This is a genomic window from Bacillus safensis FO-36b (genome assembly GCF_000691165.1).
Classification (GTDB): domain Bacteria; phylum Bacillota; class Bacilli; order Bacillales; family Bacillaceae; genus Bacillus; species Bacillus safensis.
Window position 1 is genome coordinate 212,734 of record NZ_ASJD01000004.1, and the last position, 19,222, is coordinate 231,955.

The window sequence follows — 19,222 nt, forward strand, 5'->3', positions numbered from 1 at the left end:
AGACGAGTTCCTTTTCAATGACCAATGAAGGTGTAATTGTCACGTGAATCAACCCATTCATGCAGTTTGGTTTCATTCTTCCAATGTTGCACATGACATTTCCTCCTTTTGGCTCTTGAATCTTTTTTTATCTTATAGCGGCTGTCACTATTTTGTCAATAAATATTTTTCAATAAATGAAATTTTCTAACAAAAATCATTCTCCTTCATGTGTATCTTTTTCTATTAACGGGTATACCATGAGTGTAAAGACTCCTTTTGAAAGGAATGAGGACATTGTTTCAAGCTGATCGGATGGTCGTAGCGTTTGATGGACATGAAGACAGTAAGAAAGCATTAAAAAAGGCAATCGCTTTAGCTAAAACCTTGCATGCCAAGCTGACCGTTACCTATGCACATGATGGCAAAACAGACAGACAGGTGTTTGATGCACCGCGCCCAATGACTGGCGGAGCTTATATCGGCGGCGGTACGGCAGATCTTCAAACTCCCCCTGTATATGTACCTCACGATGAACAGCAAAGTCCCTTGATTTTTGAAGACCATACAGAAGAGGTCGTTGCGGAAGCACGAATGCTTTTAAATGAGGAGCAGTTTGAGGCTGCCATTGAAATTGTAGAAGGAGAACCAGCAGAAGCGATTATCGAATATGCGGAGGAAATATCAGCAGACCTCATCGTCATGGGAGCACGTGACCAAAGCAGATTGAAAAAAATGCTGTTTGGCAGTGTGAGTGAAAAGTTATCAGCAAAATCAGATATACCTGTGCTTATTGTGAAATAAATGCATCACAAAAGGCTGTAAACATTGGTTTACAGCCTTTTTTATTTATGAAGAGATGGATGCTTCACTTTCATGTTTAATTTTTTGCTGGAAGCCTTCCTGTACGCGCTTTGTCAGCTCTCCTGGAACGCCTTCCCCTACGGGCTCGCCATCTATTTCAACAATCGGAATGACTTCAGCTGTCGTCGAGCTGATGAAGATTTCCTGAGCGCGCAGCAGTTCTTCTTTGCTTAAACGAGTTTCTTCAACCGTACATCCTTCTTCCTCACATACCTCCAGCAGCTTTCTACGAGTAATGCCGTTTAAAATGAGATTGTTTGCAGGATGAGTACGAATCACGCCATCAATCACGGCATATACATTCGAGGAGGTTCCCTCGGTCACAAAACCGTTTCTCACAAGGATTGCTTCAAACGCACCAGCTTCAGATGCTTTCTGCTTTTCCATGATGTTATATAAAAGATTTAAGCTTTTGATATCACACCTTAACCAGCGAAGATCCTCAGATAAAATGGCTTTTGCCCCAGCTTTCTGCTCTTGAACAGGCTTTTTCACCTGGAACGTATATGCCGTGATTTGAGGAGTAAGAGAATCACTATATTGATGTTTACGAGGGGCGACACCCCGCGTGACTTGAATATACACACCGCCATCTGTTAATTGATTGTGAGCGACGAGCTGTTGTAACTTTTCTTCCATATCTGATACTGTACCTTGCAGATGAATGCCAATTTCCTTTGCACTCTTGAACAGACGCTCTGTATGTTCCTTTAACGTAAACAAAGTACCATTGTATACACGGATGACCTCATAGACTCCGTCACCAAATTGATAGCCTCTGTCCTCAATATCAACATGTGCATCCTTTTTTTCAATGAAATCTCCATTGTACAATATTTTCATATGGAATCTCCCCTTCGCTTTGCAATAATGGTTGAATCTGATGCTATCTTAGCGGATAAATGGGTTCGTTTCAATGATTATTCAGAATTATTTCACATCGTATGAAATGGATAACCTTCTATTGTAACAAATATAGTTTGATAACCAAAAAGATTCCAATTTTTTAGCATCTTCTATATTCATAGGCTCTTTTTTCCTGTATACTTACTCCATATAAACACGACAAAAAACAGCGAAATAAGACAGAATCCACTACATGATTCGACACAAATTTTTGATTTATTGGAGCGATTGTAATGCAACGGGTTAAAAAAAAACAGACACCTTCAAACACAATGCTGCTCTCAAAGGCGATTGGTTTTGTCATCCTGACACTAATCCTCTTTTTTATTTGGGATATGTCCAAAACCAATATGCAGGCAGCAGATCAGCCGGCGAAATTGTCTGCGAGCAGTCAATTTAGGGACACAAGTACTAGTATGAAAGCAAAAGATGCTTCTCGGAAAACATTAGATGCACATTTTAAGATCCATTCAAATAAACATGTAACGGATCAAACGATCTTTTTAACCTTCGATGATGGTCCATCAGCGACTTCAAATCAGCTGTTAGATGTGCTAAAAGCGCATCAAGTGAAAGCCACATTCTTTATGCTCGGACCGCAGATTAAAGAACACCCGGCAGCTGTGAAAAGACTCCATCAAGAAGGTCATCAATTAGGGCTTCATGGTATTACCCATGATGTGAAACGCTTTTATCAAAAAAGTGATTCTCCTGTTAACGAGATGAAGGAAGATCAGCGCATTTTGGCTTCTGTCACAGGTGAGTATACCCATCTTGTAAGAACACCTTATGGCAGCACCCCAAATTTAACCGATCAGCAAAAAGCACGTTTAAAACAAAAAGGCTTTGTCTACTGGGACTGGACCATTGACAGTCTTGACTGGAAATATAAAAGCTCAAAATATGTACCAGAGGTATTAAATCAGCTGCAAGTGCTGGAGACAAAATATCCAAAAGAACCAAAAATCATCTTAATGCATGATCAGCCGGCGACGGCAAAATACTTAAGCAGCTTAATCACGCAGCTAAAGGCAAAGGGCTATACATTTGAAGTCCTTGATGAAACAATGAAGCCGCTGCAGCAATAAAGTAAAACCCGCACCTTTAGGATGCGGGTTTTTTAATGATTTATAAAGCTTTCACGAGATCGCCAATTCGCTCATGAAAGACAAGATCAAAAAGCGGATCGAATTCTGTTTCACTCAAATTCGTCATCACCATGAAGATGGAAGGATCATGAGCTGCATCTTCTGGAATATATCTTGCTGGCGCTACCTCCAGGGAAGTCCCCATGACGAGGAGCATGTCCGTTTTCTGAAGTGATGTCTCCACTTGGTCTAAATGTTTGACCATATCGCCAAATAGGACAACATCTGTTTTTAGCACACGTCCACACGTACTGCCGTCTGAGGAAACCTTTTGACAGACCGGCACCTCTTCTTTTAATAAATAAGGCAGATCATATACCGCGTGGCACGATGGACAAGTAGCCGTTTGAATGGAGCCATGGAGTTCATATACATGCTGGCTTCCCGCCTTTTTATGAAGACCGTCAATATTTTGGGTAAAAATATCCACATGCTTCCCTTGTTGCTCAAGGCTGGCTAAAAAGGTATGCCCGCTATTTGGTTCGTATTCTCCACTCATTTTCATTTGAAACAAATCCTTAAATTTCGGCCAGAATTGATGAGGGTTTGATAAAAAGTAGGACCGGCTCATCGCCTCCATGCGGGAAGTATCTTCTGTCCACAGACCACCCGTTGATCTAAAATCAGGAATACCCGATTCTGTACTCATACCTGCACCTGAGAGTACTGTGATATGTGAAGCCTGTGATAATTTCTCTCTTAGTGCTTCCACTTTTGTTTGATCCACGCACCATTCCTCCTTTATTCACCCAGCTGCTTCTCACCTTTTTGTTTCATATAAATGGCCTGACCAGGGAAAGCAAATTCTACGCCTTCCTCGTGGAAAATATCTATGATGCGATAGTTAATATCCTGCTTAATATCAAGGTTTTCAGACCAAGCTGTCGTATTAGTGTAAAAGTTGAAAAACAAGTTCAAATAGCTGTCTGCCAGTACATCGAGATTTACCATAATCGTCTCTTTATGCACCCCATCATGCTCGTGAAGCATCTGTTTGAGACGCTTAATACACTGATCAATATTTTCCTTTGGTGTATTGTAGGAAACGCGAACAGAGAACGTAATCTGACGTTTATTCATTCTTGTCCAGTTTGTGATTGGCTCCTTAGAAAGCGTAGAATTAGGAACGGTCACGACGGCTTCAGCAGGTGTTCGAAACCTTGTGCTTCGAAATGTAATGTCCTCCACAGTCCCAAGTACACTTGGTGTCTCCACAAAGTCGCCCATCGTAAAAGGCTTCTCCGTAATGATGACGATCCCTCCAAAAAAGTTAGCCACTGTATCCTGAGCAGCGAGCGCAAATGCTAGACCACCTAGACCAAGCCCTGCCACAAGTCCATTTACGTCATAATTAAATTCTTGTGCAATGACGCTAATACTCAGTGCAATAATAATGAAACGAAGTACCTTTGATAAAAATGGTGCTAAAATATCATCCATATCTAATTCAAATTTCGAATTGACCTTTTGAAACAAGAAAGAAGATGCAGCGGTTAAATTACAAAGCCCCCACGTCAGCATTAATATAATAGAAGATCTATACAATTTAACGATGACATCCATATGATGCTCAAAGTATGGTGCCTGTCTTAACGCAAAATATAAACCAAGTGCCACGAAAAACAGCCTGGCTGGTTTTTCAAATGCCACAACAATTTGGTTAATGACCTCCGTTTTAGACCGATTCGTCAGCCTAAACAGAAGCTGAAATAAATACTTCGTAAATACTTTCCGAAGCAATAAAAAAAGCAATAAAATACAAAGGCTAATACCAATCTGGATCGCAATATCTACTGTAAAATATGTATCCATCCATTTTTGTGTAAACATGTCTGTCTCTCTCCTTTAAAACAATCCTCTCTAGTTTATAATATAACCTTCGTTCATGTCCTCTCTTAAATGTCTGACCTCTACATAAAAAGCCTCGGGACTGATCCCGAGGCATGAAGTTCAAATATGAAATTTTGGCTAGAGACATATCGACGGGCAGCAAACTACTTTTTCTTCTGAGCCTGATCAAGGAGAGTCGCTTTAAACATTTCAGCATCCGTTTCAGCCTTAATACGTTCTTCCACTCTAATTCTCCCTTTACCCAATCATCTCGCCTCCTTTTCATCATTATAAAACATCAGAATTTTCAGTCAACATGACGAAAGCACTAATATTTTGACGAACGCTGACGATTTGGACAAAATTGATCGAAGAAAAAATGATGTAGTTCAGATTTACTCAATAAGAGCTTGGGATATTCCTGCAACTTTTCACCTTTTATACACGATGCTTTCTCACCACACGCCATGTTCCATTACATACAGCTCTCCCTCGTTCCATATAGTAAAGAAGGAAAAACAGCAAAAATTTGATATGATAAGACCAGAACTTATGTCAGGAGCTGGAGCATGTGTATATTATCGCGCATAGAGGGTCTTCAAGCGCTGCCCCAGAAAATACAATCGCCGCATTTGATTTAGCTGTTCAGCAAGGTGCGGATTATATTGAGTTAGACGTCCAGCTGACAATGGATCAGCACGTAGCCGTCATCCATGATGATACCGTTAATCGAACAACTAACGGGAGCGGCTTAGTGAAAAGTTATACACTTGATCGGCTGAAGAAACTGGATGCAGGAAGCTGGTTTGATTCACAGTACGCCAACGAACGAATTCCCACCTTACAGGAAATTCTTGAAAGGTACACTCATCGTGTCGGGATACTGATTGAGATCAAGCATCCAAAACGGCAGATTGGGATTGAAAAGGCAGTTGTCGACATCATCAACCGGTTTGCCTATTCCCGTCACATCATGGTTCAATCTTTTGATGCCAATGCACTTCAAAGAGTCAAAGCTTACGCCCCTTCTCTTCGAACAGCTTTTATTATAAAACCCTCTGCCTTTAAACTGACGAAAAGGAAATTAGCGGAGTACAGCTCCTTTGCGAATTGCCTTAATATGAAGAAAACGATGATCAACAGATGGTGGATTGACCGCATCCACTCATTTGGAATGGATGTCTTTATATGGACAGTGAAAGATCAAAAAACAGCCGACAGGATGAAAACATACCTCATTGATGGAGTGGTGACGGATCACCCGCCATTTTTTCTAAAGGAGAAATGATTAAATGAAAGCATATCTCGCCGTATTTATCGGTGGATTGGTTGGTACCCTTTGCAGATATGAACTTAGCCAATCCGTTGTCAGCCAGACATTCCCCTATGCAACACTGATTGAAAACATGACAGGCAGTCTGTTTCTTGGCTTTTCAACAGGATATTTTATGTTTCGGAAAGGAAAAAAATATCTTGCTGCTTTGATCGGAACAGGATTTTGCGGTGGTTTTACGACTATGTCCACTTTTTCTAAAGAAACAGTTCTCTTATTACAGGATGGACTGTTCACATCAAGTATCATGTACATTCTACTCTCAGTGATTGCTGGAGTGGGCGCTGCCTTATGTGGATTGATCACCGCTCAGCGCCTCTTTAAACAAAATGAGCAGCCGAAAGGAAGCAGATAAATGATTGTATTTTATACAGCTGTTGCCGGCGGGATGGGCAGTGCCCTTCGTTTTTTCCTCAGTCAATCGATTCAGAAAACCAAGTTTCATACTCGTTTTCCGTATAGTATTATTCTCATCAACTTACTCGGCGCTGCCGGTTTAGGTTTACTGACAGGTGCAGTGTCTGACAATGATCCGCTGCTTATGATCATTGGTACTGGGTTTTTCGGTGGTTTTACAACATTCTCTACATTTAGTGTAGAAGCTGCGTCCATGCTGCATGAGCGGCAAATTGGACTTCTTGCTGTCTACTTGCTGGTCACAATCATCGGGTCTTTATGTCTCTTTGCTGCGTTTTATCAAATAGGACAGCATCTTTTTTAAATATTGGTAATGGCGGCTAAGCTGATGAGCAGCTGATCCATGAGCTGGCGCTTCATCAAAAAGAGTGTTTTTTCACTATAGCCAATTTCCATTGCACACTTTGCCATCCGCCAATCTCGAAAATATTTGTAATCGATGAGCTGCTGCTCTATTTCGTCCAACTCTTTTAATGCCGTTTCAATACAAGCAACGATGAGTTCATACTGACTTTTTTGTTCTTCTAACTTTTTCCGAGTCATGTGGTCGAGATGATGCGGGCTTCTTTTTTCAAGCTGCCTTTCGATATTTAAGATCGCTGCTTGATAATTTTTGAAATTCTTTAAATGAAACTCAATTCGTTTCATTGAGGTTTTTTTCTCCGTGATACTTGCTGTTTCATACCAAAGCATGTCCATCCCCCTCTATCGAACGTTTGTTCTTATTATATACCGAACGTACATTCGTTCAAAAGAGACTAAATACCTAAAAAAACCTTGAGCTTATTTTTCGCTCAAGGTCATTTCGTTTACTAAAAGCGGCTCCTTTATATCAAGCCCAGTGCGTGCGCTGCCTTTTTCTGGCGATGTGACGCCTTTTTTCAAATCGATCTTTTTAACGTAGCGTCCATCCATTTCCAGCACTTTCATTCGAATATCATCAAGATAGACGGATTGTCCTTCTCTGATATCAATATTCTCTTTTAAGATGAGTCCGCCGATTGTATCAATTTCCTCATCATGATAAGAGATCTCGATCAAATCTTGAACTTCATCTAATCTCACTTTGCCATCTAAAACATAATGATGATCGGCTCTTTTTTGAATAACTGGCTGCTCATCTTCATCGAATTCATCTCGAATATCTCCGACAATCTCTTCTAAAATATCTTCCGTTGTGACAAGTCCAGACGTTCCGCCATATTCGTCAGTTAAGATCGCCATATGCATTCTATCACGCTGCATCTTAACGAGAAGCTCTTGAATAGGAATCGTGTCGATGACCTCAATCACTGGATATATATAATCTTGAATTTTCAGTTGATCTTTTTCTCCTTGATACACAAGATCTGCAAAGAGCTGCTTTTTGTTCAGCATGCCGATGACATGGTCTTTATCTCCTGAAAAAACAGGGAAACGTGTATACTTTTCCTGCGTCATGATGGCGAGGATATCATCTAACGGCATATCTTCTGGAATCGCACAAATTTCTCTCCGCGGTATCATGATCTCTCTGGCAATTCGATTATCGAAATCGAAAATCTTGTTCATATAATTATATTCTGATGGGTTGATTTCCCCATTTTTTAAGCTCTCAGATAATAAAATCTTCAATTCCTCTTCAGAATGGGAATGTTCTTTTTCAGACCCCATATCGATGCCCATCATTTTAGTTAGCAAACGGGCTGATCCGTTTAACACATAAATGAAAGGGAACATAAGGATATAAAATGCATGCAGCGGGCCTGACAGCCATAGCGTCATTTTTTCCGCCTTTTGAATGGCAAGCGTTTTTGGTGCTAGCTCACCTACAACTACATGCAAAAAGGTAATAATAGAGAACGCAAGTGTTGCTGAGATCAGGCTGATTGCTGAATCAGGAATGTTTGTCAAACCAAAACCTCGAACCAAAAGTTCTTTCACAGCCGGCTTACCAATCCACCCTAAACCAAGGGATGTCACTGTAATACCGAGCTGACAGGCTGACAAATATTCATCTAGCCTTGATGTCACCTTTTTCGCCATGATGGCCTTTTTGGACCCTTCGGCAACAAGCTGATTAATTCTTGAACTTCTCACCTTTACTATGGCAAATTCAGATGCAACAAAGAAAGCTGTTAAAGCAATCAAAACACCGACTATACTCAGATTAACAATATCGTCCATTTAACCTTGCTCTTTCTTAGAAGAACAAGGAGTCACCTCCTGATTGATGATGTTATGTTTTGCAAAACGGTTAACTGATTAAATAAGACTACATTGAGGGCCCCACTTAACCACCTCCGGTTCACGTAAAATTCCGCCTCTCTACATATATATGAAACGGTATTCATTTTATCTTACCATAAATAATCTGAAAATTCCTGTATCATCATGCTGTTTTTGACATGACTGACTAAATTGAGGGAAATCCTCCTCTGTTTCTTCTTATTGGCAGGAAATATGAACAATTAACTTGTGTTTCAGACTAGAATTATATTAAACTATTTTCATAAACTATAACGTGACGGTTAGGAGGAGATGTTCAGATGGGGCTGAGAAAAAGTATCGTATTGGTGAACTAGCACAGATTGCACAGGTGACGAAACGAACTGTAGATTATTATACAAATCTAGGTTTGCTTGCGCCTGTTAGATCTTGCTCAAATTATCGTTATTACGATGAATATGCTTTAAAACGATTACAATTAATCGTTCTTTGCAAACAGCAGAGATTGGCTCTTTCTGACATCAAATCCAGATTAGATGAACAATTCCCTTCTCAAAAGGAAGATCATGATGAACTTGTCCATTTAACCTCTGATATCGATCGGATGAATGAGCATATGGACCGCATTTTGGCACGTTGTAAGCAGCTTCAGCCAGAACAACGTGAAAAACTAAAAGAGCAGCTTACTCCTGAAAAAATGACGGCTGTCCAATCATTTTTACTGCTGTTAAGTTAAAATTTTTACTAAACAGGAGGTGTTACCTTCGTTCTCAAAGTCAGAACGAAGGCCTTAATTGGACATAGTTAATTTACTCATAGTCGCTTTACTTATAGCTTTAACCGCGTTTTTCGTTGCATCAGAGTTTGCGATCATTCGCTTAAGAAGCTCAAGAATTGATCAGTTAATCGCAGAAGGTAATAAAACAGCAGTTGCTGTCAAGCATGTAACGACTCATCTTGATGAGTACCTATCAGCCTGTCAGCTTGGTATTACCATTACCGCCCTTGGTATTGGTTGGTTAGGGGAAGAAACAATTGCGCATATGCTTGCGCCGCTCTTTGCAGAGCTGTCCATTCCTCAATCAGCTAGTTCTATTGTCACTTTTATTATCGCGTTTAGTATCATGACGTTTTTACACGTTGTCGTTGGAGAACTTGCACCGAAAACACTCGCCATTCAAAAGGCTGAGCAAGTATCCCTTCTTTTTGCTAGACCACTGATGATCTTTTATAAAGTGATGTTCCCGTTCATTTGGGTATTAAATGGATCTGCTCGTTTGTTAACGAAAGCGTTCGGTCTTCAGCAAGTATCTGAGCATGACATGGCGCACTCTGAGGAAGAATTGCGGATTATTTTATCAGAGAGCTATAAGAGCGGCGAGATTAACCAGTCTGAATTCAAATATGTAAATAAAATTTTCGAATTTGATGACCGTCTGGCGAAAGAAATTATGATTCCTCGTACCGAAGTTGTCAGCTTCCCATATGATATTACCATTGAGGAAATGCTGAAGGTAACAAAGGTAGAGAAATATACACGTTATCCAATTGAAGATGGCGACAAAGATAACATTATCGGTGTTCTTAACATTAAAGAGGTTCTCACTGCCTGCATTAGCGGTGAGTGCTCTACAAGCGATACGATCGAAAAGTTTGTAAATCCGATTATTCATGTGATTGAAACGGTTCCTGTTCATGATTTACTGCTCAAAATGCAGCGTGAACGTGTACACATGGCCATTTTATCAGATGAATATGGCGGTACAGCAGGTCTTGTCACTGTTGAAGACATCCTTGAAGAAATCGTTGGTGAAATTCGTGATGAGTTCGACATTGATGAAATCAACGAAGTGCGTAAACTTGGAGAAGACCATTACATCTTTGATGGCAAGGTTCTTGTTGATCAAGTCAACCTGCTATTAGGTATACAGCTTGATAATGAAGAGGTCGACACAATCGGCGGCTGGTTCCTTACTCAGAAATATGAAGTAGAGAAAAATGACGCCATTCGTGAACAAGGCTATGAATTTATTATTAATGAAGTCGATGGACACCATGTGGCATACATCGAAGTAAAAAAGTTAAATGAACAATTATTAGAAGCAGCTGAAGAAGGCGCTTCTTAAGAAAAAAACGACCCTTGCCTAAGCAAGCGGTCGTTTTTCTTATGCCTTTTCCATTAATTGAGCTTCTAGCTCTTTGATTCTTGTGTTTAATACTTCTGTCATGGCACCTAATCTTTCTTTTGGCGGCAGATGGTCAAATTCAGACAGCTCAATCGGTTCACCGATAATTAAGCGCATTTTTCCTTTTTTGAAAAGGCTTTTCGCATTTGAAGGTCCTTTGTATGCGGCTGGAACAATTGGCGCTTTACCGAGCTGCGCAATGGTAACCGCTCCTCTTTTTAAAGGAACATCCTCTGTAGTACGTGTGCCGCTTGGAAAAATCCCAACGATCTTTCCCTCTTTTAATAATTTAATGGGCGTTTTAATACTGCTTGGCCCAGGATTCTCTCGATCAACTGGAAAGGCATGAATCTTTTTTAAAAATCCACCGATCCATTTATTTGCAAACAATTCTTTTTTCGCCATGTAGTGGATCTCAAACGGAAGAATTCCTGCGCCTAATGCAAGAACATCCACAAAACCCTCATGTGTACAAGCAATGACAAAACCCCGATCAGTTGGCAGATTCTCTTTTTGATATACTTTGATTCCACCTCGGAGACCAAATAATAATTTGACGGTATAGCCTGAAAATTTATACATAGTGCACTTCCTTTGTTTGAAGAATGAAGGATTTGTCTCTATTATAACAAATTTTTTATTACCTGGTACTAAAAATTTGTACGCAGTCCAATCCTCCCTATTTTTTTCGTTTAAAATGAACGTTCTGACTGTATTCAAGCACAAGGTTTTAGGGGAGAATAGAATAGGAATTGTGTCCAATTTTGTCGTTTTTCGATGTTTTTTCCTGATTTGTTCTATTGAAAATACTTTATAAATGATGCAAATTTCGCTATGATAAGGAGAAATGATTTTGATTCGGCGAAAGAAATGAGTAATGTACGGTAATGAGAAGTTTCGTGCAACTTTATGCCTTTCTTATGCGTGTATAACATAGAGGGGAGAAAAATCAGTGACGATCGATGAAATTTATCAAATGTATATGAACGATGTTTACAGGTTTCTGCTCTCCATGACAAAAGACAAACATTTGGCAGAAGACTTATTGCAGGAAACCTTTATGCGTGCGTATATACATATTCATTCCTACGACCATAGCAAAGTGAAACCTTGGTTATTTCAGGTGGCACGAAATGCTTTTATTGATTATGTCAGGAAACATAAAAAAGAAGTGACCATATCGGATGACCTCATTGGCGGTCTTTTACAAACGTCTGTACAAAGCCCTGCTGAACAGGTTGAAATAAAGGAAGTTCTCACCATGTATTTGGAGCAGCTTCCAGATAACTACAAGGAAGCGTTGACATTGTATTATTTAAAAGAGCTAAATTACAAGGAAGCATCCAAGGTCATGAATATTACTGAAGCAAATTTTAAAAGTGTTTTATTTCGTGCAAGGCAGCGCCTAAAAGCACTTTACAACAGAGGTGTTAATGATGAATGAAGAGTTTAACAAGCGATGGGAACAATATAATAATGGTGAGATGAATGAGGAAGAAATGATAGCGTTTGAAGAAGAACTTGAAGAAAACGAAAAACGCTTAAGCCAGGAACTGAACGACTCAGATTGGACAGATTTTTCCATCAGTCCTGAGAAGCAAAAAGCCATTTTACAATACGGAAAAAGAAAGTCATATTTACGTATTTCCGTACTTGCTGTCATATCGACACTCATTATTTTACCGCTTTGTACATTAGGAAGTTATTTATACTACGGCGTTGGCGGCGCCGAGAGCAAAGGCAATCATTTCATGGAAACAGCAGCTGTCACCGTCGCTTTAACCAAACCAAACGTGGCCATTGATATGAAGGATTTAAAAGGTCAGGTCAAACTTTTTGGGATGAACACCGAATTGAAGCTGCAAAAGCAAATTGGCAATAAAACAGAAGCTATTGGCAGTGAACAAATCGAGATGTTTTTCGATAAATTAAAGCAGCCTACCATCTCTTATTATGGTGACAGCGCACGCGAAACGGAGGATTTCTTTACCCATCCTTCGGCGCAGGCAGATGCCTCAAAAAAACAAACACTCACTACGTTAGACAAGCTTCCTGAAGGAACAGTAAGTGAAGTGTATGTATCCTATGACAGAGCTTACACACCAAAGGATGTTTATTCCTTTGCTAAAAAATACGATATGAAAGTGCTGTGGAATGCGATTAAAACAGAGGATTCATTAAGTGGAAATCAGCGGCCAATCGGCTTTCCTGGGAAGGACTCTGAATTTTTAAAAGAGCTTCAGCACACATCAAAAACTGAGGTAGATCAATTCAAAGATGCCCTTGCTTATGTTAATCAGCACCCGACATGGGCAACAACGATTTCTGGCAGACCTGATCTTGACCTGTCTAATCGTATACGCTATATCGATCAAAATGGCGTCACGATTTATGGCTCTGTGGTCACTGGGCCTTCAAAAGAGATTGAGAAATTTGTAAAGACAAAACGCATTAAAACGGCAAAAGTGAGCGAGGTGGAATTATGGAATTGGTAAGAATTTTTAAAGAGCATAATGTATTTGGCTGGATTTCTGTCGGCACAGCGATATTATCCCTGCTCATGCTAAACCTCGCCATTATCAGCAACGTGACATTTTATTCTTTTCAAATGCTTCCTTTTGCAATGGCCGCAGTTCCATTTGGCATTATTGAACTGTTCATTAAAAAAGGCCGTACGGGTCCAGGTTTCCTCGGTGTCGTACTGAATATCTTTGTCATTGTTTGTGTCTATGCCATCGTATCAATCGATGTCGATCTTCAATTAGGTTTTTAATCAGCACTCAAAAGCAAAAGCCCGTGTTACTTGACTAATGCCAAGCATCACTGGCTTTTTTCATTTATTTTTTATTCAATTCTGAATGCTTTCTTGAATATAAGAAATACACAACCAGCCCAATGGCAAGCCAGATTAAGAAACGTACAAAGGTGATTGCACCAAGCTTATAAATGAGCAATCCGCAAGATAGAATAGCTAAGATCGGAATAAGCGGAACTGCTGGGCATCTGAAAGCTCTTGGTAAGTCCGGCTGCGTTTTTCTCATCACAATGACCGCCACTGAAATCAAAATGAATGCTGAAAGTGTCCCGATGTTCACTAAACTTGCCAGCTCATCAAGTGGAATAAAACCACCCATTAATGCTGACAATGTACCGAAGAACAATGTATTGATGTAAGGAGTTTTATGCTTTGGGTGAACTTTTGATAATACCTTTGGCACCAAGCCATCACGAGACATAGCAAACATCACGCGTGTCTGGCCGTACAGCATGACAAGCATCACGGTTGTCATCCCTAGAATCGCTCCGACATCCACAATACCAGCCACCCAGTTTTGTCCGGCTACTTGTAAAACGAGAGACACTGGATGTGATACTCCTTCAAAATTCATGAAAGGAACGATGCCGGTCATAATCGCACTGACAACGACATAAAGCAGCGTACAAATCAATAAGGAAGTAATAATTCCTCTAGGCAGGTTGCGTGATGGATTTTTTGTCTCCTCTGCCGCAGAAGCAACTGCATCAAACCCGATAAATGCAAAGAATACTAGGGCTGCTGCACTTAAGACCCCTGATGTCCCAAATGGAACGAATGGTGTCCAGTTTTCAGGTTTTACATATTTCACAGCGACTAAAATAAAGAGCAGAATCACAGCAATTTTCATAATAACCATGATGTTATTTACTCGTTTTGATTCTTTAATACCAAAGTACAGCAGGAAGGTGATGACCATTAAAATAATAAATGCTGGAAGATTAAAATATGTCACGTGCCCCTTTAAACCACCTGGTGCTGCTGTTAACTCAACTGGTATATGAATCCCTATCCCATTTAAAAAAGACACAAAATAGCCTGACCAGCCCGCTGAAACGGCACTAGCAGCCAGCATATATTCTAATATTAAATCCCAGCCAATGATGAATGCTAGAAATTCCCCCATTGATGCGTACGTAAATGTATACACAGACCCTGATACAGGCACTGTGGAAGCAAATTCCGCATATGACAGTGCTGCAAACAAACAAGCAAGACCTGCGATGACAAATGATAGCACAAGTCCTGGCCCCGCAGTGACGGCTCCTGTACCTGTTAGAACAAATATCCCTGTCCCGATTATGGCTCCAATGCCCAGCATGGTTAAATCAAATGAACCCAATTCCTTTTTTAATGCTTTTTCCCCTTGTGTTGCCGCAATGAGCTCTGAAATGCTCTTTTTTCTAAACAACGAATTGCTCATACCATCACTCCCAAAACTTAGTATCAGTCTAAAGACGCCACATTCATATAATTCACAATATTTTCTGAATATTTAGATTAAATTTAGCACAATAAATTGGTGGCGTAAAATTATTATATATGAAAATTAAAAAATGAAAACACTTTTTTGAAAAATAGAGTGAAAATTCTTATATATCAACGAAAATATTGTCAATAAAACGGTTAGATTTTCTTCAATCCTTATTCAATTGATAGTTTGTCTCCCTCTATTTATGATACAACATGGAAGATTATATTTTTTTCATATACTTATTATTCAACAAAAATAAGACCCTTTTTTTAAAAGTGGGGTCACAATTATGTTATTTTAAAGCCTTTAGACCGATAGTGATCTATGAGAAAAAGACCAGTTCTGCGGCACAAATGATATATGAAAAAAGAGACTGCTTCATAGCAGTCTCTTAAAATGAATTAGTTTACAAATGTTTTCGCTCCAAGATAAATAGGCTTCCAATAGCTTGATGTCATATCACTGATCGTTACACCGTCAGAAGCAGCATGGATAAACTTATTGTTCCCAAGGTAGACACCCATGTGAGATGGACCCGATTTATACGTTGTAAAGAAGACAAAATCTCCAGCCTTTGGTTTGGATACACTTCTCATCGATCCCCAGAAACCTTCAGTTGTTTGTCTTGAAATCTTTTTTTGTTTGTTAATGATATACCACATAAATCCGCTACAATCAAAGCCCTTCGGTGTCGTTCCACCCCATCTATATGGAGTACCGTTTTGCGCTTTAGCATCTGCTATGAGCTTAGACGTGTTTAAGGAAGAAGTAGAGACTGTTTTTTCTTTCACAGGTTTCGCCTTTACTTTAGACGTCTTTTTCACCTTTAGCTTTTGCCCGATTTTAATGAGGTCTGTTTTAAGTTTATTTAACGATTTCAACTCTTTCACAGTCATCCCGTATTTTTTGCCGATCTTAGATAATGTATCACCTTTGGCAACTTTATGAGTGGCAGTTGCTGAAGCCGTTTTTACTTTTGTTGTTGTTTTTGATGTCTTCACTGCTTTTTTCGAAGAAGTGCCATTCACTTTTAAGGTTTGTCCAACATAAATCACGTTAGATTTCAGCTTATTGTCTGATTTAATTTTGCTCACGCTTGTTTTGTATCTTTTCGCTAGAACAGAAAGAGAGTCACCTTTTTGAACTTTTACTGATTGTGCTGAGGCAGCGCCGGCAAATAATGTCGTCCCAAGTAGAACTGCACTTGCAGCTGTGATCAATTGTTTTTTCATTTGTTCCTCCTGTATGTATCTATCTGATCCGAATTTTTATCTACTCCCTATTATAAGGATCAAATACCAGAAGAAATAGTCTTGACTTCCTACGACATTATGCTTATTAATTCGGCAAAATTTATTTTTTTTTAGGGTTCTTTTTATTTCATTTTTATTACACAATCATGACAAAATAATCGCATCTTGTCATGGATAAATGATACATTCATTTCTCTTTTTGGTTCATTCTATGTAAAGTGGACCTTTACAATTTTAAAGTGAACTTTACGGTGCTGTAAAGAGGAATCCACACTTCTGCTCTACCATTGTAAACGTAAGAGCGATACATAAACAATGAGGAGGCAAAATGAATGAGTGTGTTGAAAAGCTCGAAAACGAAAATCGCTGCAGTAGCAGCAGCATCTGTGCTATCGATTGGCATTTTTTCAGGGATTGAATTTGGACAAGCTGACAAAGCTGAGGCTAAAAAGAAACCGAAAAATGACGTGCAAAATGTGATCGTGCTGATTGGAGATGGCATGGGAACACCTTATCTTTCAACTTACCGCTCATTTAAACACAACGGTGACCTTTCAAAGCAAACAGCGTTTGACCCTTACCTCACTGGCATGCATAAAACATACCCTGACGACTCTAAAAGTAACATTACCGATTCAGCAGCAGCTGGTACAGCCATGGCCACTGGTAAAAAGACATACAACAATGCCATTGGTGTAAACAAAAACGGCAAAAAACTAAAAACCGTTTTAGAAGAAGCCAAACGAAAGGGAAAATCGACGGGTCTTGTCGTGACATCTGAATTAACAAATGCTACGCCTGCTGCGTATGCCGCTCACGATGTGTCTAGGAAAAACACTGCAGCCATCGCTGATGATTTCTTCGATGAGAAAATCGGGAAACAGCATACAGTCGATGTCATGCTTGGCGGAGGACTTGTCGATTTTGTCCGAAAGGATCGTGATCTGACAAAAGAATTCAAACGAGCCGGTTATGATTATGTCACCAATAAAGCCGCCTTACAAAAAAACAAAAATCAAAAGGTGTTAGGCATTTTTGCTGATGGAGGTCTCGATAAAGCCATTGATCGTGATCAAACGACCCCTTCCCTGCAAGATATGACATCCTCAGCTATCAAACAGCTGTCTAAAAACAAAAAAGGATTTTTCCTTATGGTCGAAGGCAGTCAAATTGACTGGGCTGGACATGATCATGATATTGTCAGTGCAATGAGCGAAATGAAGGATTTTGAAAAAGCATTTGAAGAAGCGATTCGTTTTGCGAAAAAGGATAAAAACACGTTAGTCATCACGACCGCAGATCATTCAACTGGCGGACTTTCCTTCGGAGCAGACGGTTCAGGCAGCTGGGATTACAAACCGGTCAAAGCAGCGAAAAAAACGCCTGACTTTATCGCAAACAAAATTGTCAGCGGCATGACTGTCGAGTCAGCGCTGAAACAATATATCAATCTTGATTTCACAAAAGAAGAAACAGCATCTATTCAAAAGGCCGCTGAAACAAAAGATACTGTTAAAATTGATGATGCGATTGAAGAAGTGATCAATACAAGATCACATACAGGCTGGACAACTTCTGGTCATACCGGTGATGAAGTTCCATTCTTTGCGTATGGCCCAACAAGCCAGCAGCTAAAAGGTCTGATGGAAAATACAGATCAAGCAAAACATATCTTTAAATTACTTCATCAATAAAACGAAGAACATTGTAAGAGCAGGTGTAGAAAATGCCTGCTCTTTTTATTGTTCAATCTTCCAGTTGAAATTTCTGAAAATAAAGATATTGACAAATTGTTTATTTGTCTTACAATTAAACAAAAGAGTTTTTGGTAGCGCTTACCTTTCTTTTTAACAAATTACAGGAGGTTTTTAGCAATGATTCAAGGTAGAAGAGCACCAGAAGGCATATTAGGTTTTCCTATCGCTCCTTTTCAAGCAAATGGTCAGCTTTCTGAGGAAGCACTATTTCAAAACATTCAATTCTTACTAGACGAAGGGCTCGATGCCATTTTTATTGCATGTGGGTCGGGAGAATTTCAGTCTATTAGTCAAAAAGAATACGAGCAAATGATTGATGTGGCACTTGCAGCTGCCGGTGGTCAAGTTCCTGTTTATTCAGGAGTTGGAGGAAATTTAAATACCGCACTGGAGTGGGCGAAAATTTCCGAGGAAAAAGGCGTTGACGGTTACTTATTACTCCCTCCTTATTTAATTCATGGTGAACAAGAAGGACTATATGAATACGCCAAAACCATTATAGAAAGTACAAACCTAAATGCCATCTTATATCAACGAGATAATGCTGTTCTTTCTGTTCAGCAAATCAAACGGCTCACTTCTTTTGAACAGCTTGTTGGTGTAAAAGATGGGGTCGGTGATATGGATTTAAACGTGAATCTTTCCTATACAATAGGCAGCAGGCTCAGCTATATAAATGGATTGCCTATGGCAGAGGTCACAATGCCGGCTTACTTACCGATTGGTTTTCATTCCTATTCCTCCGCAATTTCTAATTATATCCCGCACATCTCAAGAATGTTTTATCACGCACTAAAAACGGGTGATCAAGAAATGGTCAAGGACATTTACACAACTGTTATTCTACCGATTAACCGGATTCGCCAACAGAGAAAGGGCTATGCCGTCTCACTCATTAAAGCCGGCATGAACATTATGGGACATTCTGTCCGCAATTCAGCAAGACCGCCTGTTGTTCCTGTAGAAAAAGAACACTATCAAGAACTAGAGAACATTTTACAGCACGCAATGGAACGCTTCCCGAAAAAAGCGGCTGTGAATTAACGAAAGAA

At 39.7% G+C, this 19,222-nt stretch carries 21 protein-coding genes; 12 read left to right on the forward strand and 9 right to left on the reverse strand.

Annotated elements, in window-relative coordinates:
* The first annotated feature begins 276 nt into the window (after positions 1 to 276).
* Complete coding sequence (locus BA81_RS11510) at positions 277 to 783, forward strand: universal stress protein (protein ID WP_034282233.1); 507 nt, start codon at positions 277 to 279, stop codon at positions 781 to 783.
* A gap of 45 nt (positions 784 to 828) precedes the next feature.
* Here the strand turns inward: BA81_RS11510 and dat are convergent, their stop codons facing one another.
* Positions 829 to 1,686: a D-amino-acid transaminase gene (gene dat, locus BA81_RS11515; protein ID WP_034282234.1), complete on the reverse strand. Its 858-nt coding sequence runs from the start codon at positions 1,684 to 1,686 to the stop codon at positions 829 to 831.
* 296 nt (positions 1,687 to 1,982) lie between these two features.
* Here dat and BA81_RS11520 point away from each other — a divergent pair, with 296 nt between their 5' ends.
* Entirely contained in the window at positions 1,983 to 2,837 is an 855-nt protein-coding gene (locus BA81_RS11520; protein WP_034282235.1) for a polysaccharide deacetylase family protein, read from the forward strand.
* Between the two features lie 40 nt (positions 2,838 to 2,877).
* On the opposite strand, the gene BA81_RS11525 is transcribed toward BA81_RS11520, so the two are convergent.
* The 3 genes from BA81_RS11525 to BA81_RS19555 all read right to left on the reverse strand — a co-directional run bounded on the left by BA81_RS11525 (position 2,878) and on the right by BA81_RS19555 (position 4,993).
* Positions 2,878 to 3,609 (reverse strand): NAD-dependent protein deacylase, encoded by a 732-nt coding sequence (locus BA81_RS11525; protein ID WP_034282330.1) that lies wholly within the window; start codon positions 3,607 to 3,609, stop codon positions 2,878 to 2,880.
* A 29-nt stretch (positions 3,610 to 3,638) separates the two neighbouring features.
* Positions 3,639 to 4,727, reverse strand: coding sequence for a mechanosensitive ion channel family protein (locus tag BA81_RS11530; RefSeq protein ID WP_034282237.1), 1,089 nt, complete (start codon positions 4,725 to 4,727; stop codon positions 3,639 to 3,641).
* A 164-nt stretch (positions 4,728 to 4,891) separates the two neighbouring features.
* Positions 4,892 to 4,993, reverse strand: coding sequence for a YhdX family protein (locus tag BA81_RS19555; RefSeq protein WP_017360338.1), 102 nt, complete (start codon positions 4,991 to 4,993; stop codon positions 4,892 to 4,894).
* Between the two features lie 305 nt (positions 4,994 to 5,298).
* Here BA81_RS19555 and BA81_RS11535 point away from each other — a divergent pair, with 305 nt between their 5' ends.
* From BA81_RS11535 to crcB (BA81_RS11545), 3 genes are read left to right on the forward strand one after another with little or no spacing between them, the layout of a single operon-like run.
* A complete protein-coding gene (locus tag BA81_RS11535; protein ID WP_034282238.1) occupies positions 5,299 to 6,015 on the forward strand; it encodes a glycerophosphodiester phosphodiesterase in 717 nt (238 codons plus the stop codon).
* Positions 6,016 to 6,019: 4 nt separating this feature from the next.
* Positions 6,020 to 6,415 carry a fluoride efflux transporter CrcB gene (gene crcB, locus BA81_RS11540; protein ID WP_034282240.1) on the forward strand — a complete coding sequence of 132 codons (396 nt, stop codon included), beginning with the start codon at positions 6,020 to 6,022 and terminating at the stop codon, positions 6,413 to 6,415.
* Positions 6,416 to 6,781, forward strand: coding sequence for a fluoride efflux transporter CrcB (gene crcB, locus BA81_RS11545; RefSeq protein ID WP_034282241.1), 366 nt, complete (start codon positions 6,416 to 6,418; stop codon positions 6,779 to 6,781).
* On the opposite strand, the gene BA81_RS11550 is transcribed toward crcB (BA81_RS11545), so the two are convergent.
* Both BA81_RS11550 and BA81_RS11555 read right to left on the reverse strand, forming a co-directional pair.
* The gene (locus BA81_RS11550; RefSeq protein ID WP_034282242.1) at positions 6,778 to 7,170 is read right to left on the reverse strand and encodes a hypothetical protein; all 393 of its coding nucleotides are present in this window, start codon (positions 7,168 to 7,170) and stop codon (positions 6,778 to 6,780) included. The two genes, crcB (BA81_RS11545) and BA81_RS11550, sit on opposite strands and share 4 nt — an antisense overlap.
* A gap of 90 nt (positions 7,171 to 7,260) precedes the next feature.
* Positions 7,261 to 8,643: a hemolysin family protein gene (locus BA81_RS11555; RefSeq protein ID WP_034282243.1), complete on the reverse strand. Its 1,383-nt coding sequence runs from the start codon at positions 8,641 to 8,643 to the stop codon at positions 7,261 to 7,263.
* A 337-nt stretch (positions 8,644 to 8,980) separates the two neighbouring features.
* Between BA81_RS11555 and BA81_RS19285 the strand changes: the two genes are divergently transcribed.
* Both BA81_RS19285 and BA81_RS11565 read left to right on the forward strand, forming a co-directional pair.
* Positions 8,981 to 9,421 (forward strand): MerR family transcriptional regulator, encoded by a 441-nt coding sequence (locus BA81_RS19285; protein ID WP_034667702.1) that lies wholly within the window; start codon positions 8,981 to 8,983, stop codon positions 9,419 to 9,421.
* A 58-nt stretch (positions 9,422 to 9,479) separates the two neighbouring features.
* The gene (locus BA81_RS11565) at positions 9,480 to 10,811 is read left to right on the forward strand and encodes a hemolysin family protein (RefSeq protein WP_034282244.1); all 1,332 of its coding nucleotides are present in this window, start codon (positions 9,480 to 9,482) and stop codon (positions 10,809 to 10,811) included.
* Positions 10,812 to 10,850: 39 nt separating this feature from the next.
* On the opposite strand, the gene BA81_RS11570 is transcribed toward BA81_RS11565, so the two are convergent.
* Positions 10,851 to 11,453: a lysophospholipid acyltransferase family protein gene (locus BA81_RS11570; RefSeq protein ID WP_024425286.1), complete on the reverse strand. Its 603-nt coding sequence runs from the start codon at positions 11,451 to 11,453 to the stop codon at positions 10,851 to 10,853.
* A 370-nt stretch (positions 11,454 to 11,823) separates the two neighbouring features.
* On the opposite strand from BA81_RS11570, the gene BA81_RS11575 reads away from it, so the two are divergent.
* From BA81_RS11575 to BA81_RS11585, 3 genes are read left to right on the forward strand one after another with little or no spacing between them, the layout of a single operon-like run.
* On the forward strand, positions 11,824 to 12,315 hold the full coding sequence (locus BA81_RS11575; protein ID WP_024425287.1) for a sigma-70 family RNA polymerase sigma factor: 492 nt from the start codon (positions 11,824 to 11,826) through the stop codon (positions 12,313 to 12,315).
* On the forward strand, positions 12,308 to 13,366 hold the full coding sequence (locus BA81_RS11580) for an anti-sigma factor (protein ID WP_034282246.1): 1,059 nt from the start codon (positions 12,308 to 12,310) through the stop codon (positions 13,364 to 13,366). The genes BA81_RS11575 and BA81_RS11580 overlap by 8 nt, the downstream gene beginning before the upstream one ends.
* Positions 13,354 to 13,644, forward strand: coding sequence for a hypothetical protein (locus tag BA81_RS11585; RefSeq protein WP_024425288.1), 291 nt, complete (start codon positions 13,354 to 13,356; stop codon positions 13,642 to 13,644). Before BA81_RS11580 ends, BA81_RS11585 begins: the two co-directional genes overlap by 13 nt.
* Before the next feature lie 64 nt (positions 13,645 to 13,708).
* Here BA81_RS11585 and bcaP read toward each other — a convergent pair whose 3' ends face one another.
* Both bcaP and BA81_RS11595 read right to left on the reverse strand, forming a co-directional pair.
* A complete protein-coding gene (gene bcaP, locus BA81_RS11590; protein ID WP_034282247.1) occupies positions 13,709 to 15,109 on the reverse strand; it encodes a branched-chain amino acid transporter BcaP in 1,401 nt (466 codons plus the stop codon).
* A gap of 452 nt (positions 15,110 to 15,561) precedes the next feature.
* Entirely contained in the window at positions 15,562 to 16,392 is an 831-nt protein-coding gene (locus BA81_RS11595) for a C40 family peptidase (RefSeq protein ID WP_034282248.1), read from the reverse strand.
* Positions 16,393 to 16,745: 353 nt separating this feature from the next.
* Here BA81_RS11595 and BA81_RS11600 point away from each other — a divergent pair, with 353 nt between their 5' ends.
* Positions 16,746 to 18,107: an alkaline phosphatase gene (locus BA81_RS11600; RefSeq protein ID WP_034282249.1), complete on the forward strand. Its 1,362-nt coding sequence runs from the start codon at positions 16,746 to 16,748 to the stop codon at positions 18,105 to 18,107.
* Positions 18,108 to 18,287: 180 nt separating this feature from the next.
* The gene (kdgD, locus tag BA81_RS11605; protein WP_034282251.1) at positions 18,288 to 19,214 is read left to right on the forward strand and encodes a 5-dehydro-4-deoxyglucarate dehydratase; all 927 of its coding nucleotides are present in this window, start codon (positions 18,288 to 18,290) and stop codon (positions 19,212 to 19,214) included.
* The last annotated feature ends 8 nt before the right edge of the window (positions 19,215 to 19,222 follow it).